The 5,994-nt window shown below is 75.7% G+C and carries 3 protein-coding genes and 1 pseudogene; 2 read left to right on the forward strand and 2 right to left on the reverse strand.

Annotated features, from left to right (window positions below; translation table 11 throughout):
- A pseudogene (locus AC51EU_RS25960) lies at positions 1 to 331 on the forward strand (HEAT repeat domain-containing protein); the annotation flags it as partial.
- Positions 332 to 392: 61 nt separating this feature from the next.
- Entirely contained in the window at positions 393 to 4,001 is a 3,609-nt protein-coding gene (locus AC51EU_RS25965; protein WP_496269506.1) for a hydantoinase B/oxoprolinase family protein, read from the forward strand.
- A gap of 15 nt (positions 4,002 to 4,016) precedes the next feature.
- Here AC51EU_RS25965 and AC51EU_RS25970 read toward each other — a convergent pair whose 3' ends face one another.
- Positions 4,017 to 5,303 carry a zinc-dependent alcohol dehydrogenase gene (locus tag AC51EU_RS25970; RefSeq protein WP_496269507.1) on the reverse strand — a complete coding sequence of 429 codons (1,287 nt, stop codon included), beginning with the start codon at positions 5,301 to 5,303 and terminating at the stop codon, positions 4,017 to 4,019.
- A 122-nt stretch (positions 5,304 to 5,425) separates the two neighbouring features.
- Positions 5,426 to 5,994: 5-oxoprolinase subunit C family protein (locus AC51EU_RS25975; protein ID WP_496269508.1), on the reverse strand; the 569-nt coding region annotated here is incomplete at its 5' end.

Genomic DNA, 5,994 nt, shown 5'->3' on the forward strand with positions numbered 1-5,994 from the left:
GGGGGAGCTGGTCGACGGCGTCGGCCGGTTCGGCGTCGGCTGCGCCGCGCCCGTACTGCGCCACCTCTACCGCGAGACGTCCTCCTCGCACCTGCGCGGGCGGGCCGCCGCCGCGCTCGCCGCCACCGACCCCGGGTTCGCGGCCGGTTTCGCCGTCGAATGCCTGTGGGACTGCGAGGAGACCACCCGCGAGCTGGCCGCCCGGCACGCCACGACCGCGGACACCCGCGTCGTCGACCAGCTGCGCCGGCTGGCCGCCGACCCGGCCGAGGAGGCCGAGGTGCAGACGGCGGTCCGCGACCGGTTCGGGCCGGACGCCTCGCCGGTGTGAAGCGGCCCGGCGCGCCCGCGCGGCCCCTGGTGTCCGGGCCGCCCGCTGGGACAATGGCCGGATGACCGGACGGTGGGAGTTCTGGATCGACCGCGGCGGCACGTTCACGGACATCGTCGGCAGGCGCCCCGACGGACGGCTGGTCACCGGCAAGCTGCTCTCGCACCACCCCGAGCGCTACCGGGACGCCGCGGTCGCCGGCATCCGCATGATGCTGGGGCTCGGGCCGGACGAACCGGTACCGGCCGAGCGCGTCGCGGTCGTCAAGATGGGCACCACCGTCGCCACCAACGCCCTGCTGGAACGCACCGGCGAGCCGACCGTCCTGCTCGTCACCGAGGGCTTCCGCGACGCGCTGCGCATCGCCTACCAGAACCGCCCCCGGATCTTCGACCGGCACATCGTGCTGCCCGAGCCGCTGTACGCGCGGGTGATCGAGGTGCCCGAGCGGGTCGACGCGCACGGCACGGTCGTCCGCCCGCTGGACACCGCGGCGGTGCACACCGCGCTGCTGCGGGCCCGCGCCGACGGGCTGCGCAGCGCCGCCGTCGTCCTGCTGCACGGCTACCGCCACGGCGCCCACGAGCGGGCCGTCGCGGAGCTGGCCGAGCGTGCCGGGTTCGAGCAGGTCAGCTGCTCGCACGAGGTCAGCCCGCTGGTGAAGCTGGTGCCGCGCGGGGACACCACCGTCGTCGACGCGTATCTGTCGCCGGTCCTGGGCCGCTACGTCGACGAGGTCGCGGCCCAGCTCCCCGGCATCCGGCTGATGTTCCTCCAGTCCAACGGCGGGCTGCGGCAGGCCGAGCACTTCCGGGGGAAGGACGCGGTGCTGTCCGGCCCCGCGGGCGGTGTCGTCGGGATGGCCCGTTCCGCCGCCGAGGCGGGAGGGGGGTACGACCGGGTGATCGGCTTCGACATGGGCGGGACGTCCACCGATGTGTCGCACTACGCGGGGGAGTTCGAGCGCGTCCTGGGCAGCGAGGTCGCGGGGGTGCGGATGCGCGCCCCCATGATGAACATCCACACCGTCGCGGCGGGCGGCGGCTCGGTGCTGCACTTCGACGGGCGCCGCTACCGCGTCGGCCCCGACTCGGCGGGCGCGGTGCCCGGCCCGGCCTGCTACCGGCGCGGCGGCCCGCTGACCGTCACCGACGCCAATGTGATGCTCGGCCGTGTCCAGCCCGCGTACTTCCCCGCGGTGTTCGGCCCGGACGGCGATCTGCCGCTGGACGACGGCACCGTCCGCGACCGCTTCGCCGCCCTCGCCCGCCGGGCCGCGGCCGCCACCGGCGACGACCGGGGGCCCGAGCAGGTCGCCGCCGGTTTTCTGGACATCGCCGTCCTCAACATGGCCAACGCCGTCAAGAAGATCTCCGTCCAGCGCGGCCACGACATCACCCGCTACGCGCTCACCAGCTTCGGCGGCGCGGGCGGCCAGCACGCCTGCGCGGTCGCCGACGCGCTGGGCGTCGAAACGGTCCTCGTCCCGCCGATGGCCGGGGTGCTCTCCGCGTACGGCATCGGCGTCGCCGACGCCACCGCGATGCGGGAGAAGGCCGTGGAGACCGAACTGGACGGGCCCGGGGCCGCCGACCGGGTCCGCGCGGTGTGCGACGCGCTCGCGGAGCGGACCCGGCGCGAACTCCTCGACGACGGGGTGCCCGGGGAGAGCATCACCACCCGCGCCCGGGTCCTCGTCCGCTACGCGGGCACCGACTCCCCCCTGCCCGTGCCGCTCGCCGGCACCGCGGAGATGGCCGACGCCTTCACCCGCGCCCACCGCGCCCGCTACGCCTTCACCATGGACAAACCGCTGGTCGCCGAGGCCGTGACGGTCGAGGCGCGGGGGACGGCCGGCGAGGTGAGGGCGTACGACGCGGGGCCCCCGCGCCGCACGGGAAAGCCGCGGCCGGCCGCGACGGTACGGATGTACGCCGCGGACGCCTGGCACGACACCGGGCTGTACCGGCGCACGGACCTGTGCCCCGGCGACACCCTCACCGGGCCCGCGATCATCGCGGAGGAGGACGCGACGACCGTCGTCGACCCCGGATGGCGGGCCGAGGCGGGCGAGCGCGGCCACCTGGTGCTGCGCCGCACCGGTCCGCGTCCCGGGCGGGCGGCCGTCGGCACCACCGCCGACCCCGTGATGCTGGAGGTCTTCAACAGCCTCTTCATGGCCATCGCCGAGCAGATGGGCGTCCGCCTGGAGAACACCGCCCACTCCGTCAACATCAAGGAACGCCTCGACTTCTCCTGCGCCCTGTTCGACGCCGAGGGCAACCTCATCGCCAACGCCCCCCACATCCCCGTCCACCTCGGGTCGATGGGCGACTCCCTCAAGGAGGTGCTCCGGCGCACCGCGGGCGACCTGCGGCCCGGCGATGTGTACGCGGTCAACGACCCGTACCACGGCGGCACCCATCTGCCCGACGTCACCGTCGTCACGCCCGTCTTCGACGAGGCGGGCACCACCCTGCTGTTCCTCGTCGCCTCGCGCGGCCACCACGCGGAGATCGGCGGCATCACCCCGGGCTCGATGCCCGCGTTCAGCCGCACCATCGAGGAGGAGGGCGTCCTCTTCGACACCTGGCTGCTCGTCCGCGACGGCCGGCTGCGCGAGAGCGAGACCCGCGCCCTGCTCACGTCCGGCCCGTACCCCTCCCGCGCTCCCGACGCCAACCTCGCCGATCTGCGCGCCCAGATCGCCGCGAACGAGAAGGGCATCGAGGAACTGCGCCGGATGACGGACGAGTTCGGCCTCGACGTCGTCCAGGCGTACATGCGGCACGTCCGCGACCATGCCGAGGAGTCGGTGCGCCGCATCATCGCCGGGCTCCGCGACGGCCGCTGCGACTACGAGACCGACTCCGGCGCCCGCATCCGGGTCACGCTGACCGTCGACCGGACCGAGCGCGGCGCCGTCCTGGACTTCACCGGCACCTCCCCGCAGCAGCCGGGCAACACCAACGCGCCCCGCTCGGTGGTGACGGCCGCGGTCCTCTACGTCTTCCGCACCCTGGTCGCCGAGGACATCCCCCTCAACAGCGGCTGCCTCGCCCCCGTCGAGGTCCGCATCCCCGAGGGCTGCATGCTCGCGCCCGTCCACCCGGCCGCCACGGTCGCGGGGAACGTGGAGACCTCCCAGGCCGTCACCGGCGCCCTCTACGCGGCGCTGGGCGTCCAGGCCGAGGGGGCGGGCACCATGAACAACGTCACCTTCGGCAACGACCGGGTGCAGTACTACGAGACCGTGGCCTCCGGTTCCGGCGCCGGGGACGGCTTCGACGGCACCGACGCGGTACAGACCCACATGACCAACTCGCGGCTGACCGACCCCGAGGTCCTGGAGTGGCGCTACCCCGTCCGCGTCGACGCCTTCGCCGTCCGGCCCGGCACCGGGGGGACGGGCCGCTGGCACGGCGGCTGCGGCGTCGAGCGCCGGCTGCGGTTCCTGGAACCGATGACGGTGGCCCTGCTCACCGGCCACCGCCGGGTCCCCCCGTACGGGATGGCGGGCGGCGCGCCCGGGGCGCTGGGCGCCAACCTCGTGGAGCGCGCGGACGGCTCCACCGAGGTGCTCCGGGGGTGTGACACGGCGGAGGTCGGGCCGGGGGACGTCCTGGTGGTGCGGACGCCGGGCGGCGGCGGGTACGGGAAGCCGGAATGACGGCAGGTCAGCAGGTCAGCAGGTCAGCACCGTCTTGGTGATCTCCTGCCGGAGATAGCGGCGCAGGGCGCGGGGCGCGTCGTCCAGGGCGGCCAGTTCGGTGATGACGTCCTGGGGGCACAGCCGCCCGTCGGCCATCAGGGCGAGGACGCCGGGGATCAGGGCGCGGGCGTGGGTGCGGCCGACGTGCAGGGTGACATTGCGGCCGTACATCCGGAACTGGGGGACACGGGCCGTGGTGTGCAGGCCGCCCGCGCTGCTGCACACGCCGTCGGGCGCGGTGACGGACAGGCACAGCGCCAGCCCGCGGGGGTCGGCGGTGACGTCGACGACCAGCGGGGTGCGGGGCATCGCCCGCAGCCGCGCGGGGGTGACGGTCTCCATCCCGAGGGCGCGGGCCTGCCGTCGCACGGTGGGGCGGCGGTCGGCGAAGACGACATGGCGGGCGCCGAGGGCCTGGGCGGTGAGCGCGGCGTACAAGGGGCAGCTGGGGCTGAAGAGAGAGTGCGGGCGGAGGGCGCCGACGACGGTGACCGTCGTGCCCGGGTCGCGGTCCAGCAGCGCGGGCAGGTGCGGGGCGATGTGGCGGTAGCCGTCGCAGACGCTGTCGGCGACCGACGCGGCGGCGGCCGGGGAGAGCGCGGGGGGCAGCGGGACGAGCATGGCGTCCGCGTACGGCACGGCGAGCCGGTCGCCGAAGGCGCCGCCCCAGTGGCCGCCGGCCAGCCCGAAGCCGTAGAGGGACAGCGGGGGTGTGCCGGTGCAGTTGGCGGTGTGTCCGGCGCGGCACGGCGGGCAGGTGCCGCAGTTGATCTGGAAGGGGACGACGACGCGTTGTCCGGGCCGTACGGAGGTCACCGCCTCGCCGGTCTCCAGGACCTCGGCGACGCACTCGTGCCCCAGGTGCAGCGGCAGCGGGAAGGGGGTGGCGCCCAGGGCGAGGGGGCGGTCCATGTCGCAGGTGGCCACCGCGACCGGGCGGACCAGAGCGCCGTGCGGGCCCGGGGGCCGGGGCACCGGCACGTCCTCCCAGTCCAGCCGCCCTCCGGGGCGGACGACGAGGGCCCGCATCCGGGCGCGGGTCGGGCGCAGCCGCTGGCGCACCCGGTCCCCGGCCGCCACCGTCAGCCGCCGCAGCCGCCTCCCGTTGCCGCGTTCGAGGACGAGGGGCGCCGCGGCACCCGCCGACCGGGCGACACGGGCGGCGTGCCGCACCGCTCCCCGGGGGCGGTGCCGGGGAGCCGTGGGGCCGTCCGCCGTGAAGGTCCGGTCCGCCGTCGTCCTGTGCCGGTCCGGTGTCATGCGGTTCTCCTGTCCGTGAGGCGCTCGTCCGCTCACTGGTGTCTTCCCACCGTGTGGCGTCCTCGCTCACGGGAGTCCGCGGATACCTCCCGATGCCGGGGTGACGTGCGGGGCCCGGCCTCCTACCGGCGTGCCGTCGGGCGGCCGTGCCGCCGCGGGACGAAGCGGACCGGGGTGCCCGGTACGGCCTGGGCCGCGGCGGCCAGGAAGCGTTCGGGCACCACCCCGACCACGGGATAGCCGCCGGTGGTCGGGTGGTCGTGCAGGAACAGCACCGGCAGGCCGTCCGGCGGGACCTGGAGGGCGCCCAGCGCCATGCCCTCGCTGGGCAGTTCGCCGGAGCGGGCGCGTTCGAGGGGCGGGCCCTCGGTGCGCAGCCCGATGCGGTTGCTCGCCGCCGAGACCCGGTACCGGCCGCTCGTCAGGGTGCGCAGGCCGTGCTCGGTGAACCAGTCGTCACGGGGGCCGGGCAGGAAGGGGAGGACGAGTTCACCGGGCGGGCCCGGCTGCGGCACGGCGTCCACGGCGGGCGGCGGGCCGTAGGGGCGCCCGAGGGGGAGCACCGTGCCGTCGGTGAGCGGGTCCGGGCCCAGGCCGGAGAGGAGATCGGCGGAGCGGCTGCCGAGGACCGGTTCGGTGGCGATGCCGCCGGCGAGGGCGAGATGGGAGCGCAGCCCGTGGGTGGCGGGCC

The organism is Candidatus Streptomyces philanthi, assembly GCF_059553635.1.

What these genes read in the sequence shown, in the direction of transcription:
- AC51EU_RS25965 (WP_496269506.1), top strand. Translation starts at nt 393, where the DNA reads ATGACCGGACGGTGGGAGTTCTGGATCGACCGCGGCGGCACGTTCACG.
- AC51EU_RS25970 (WP_496269507.1), bottom strand. Translation starts at nt 5,303, where the DNA reads ATGACACCGGACCGGCACAGGACGACGGCGGACCGGACCTTCACGGCG.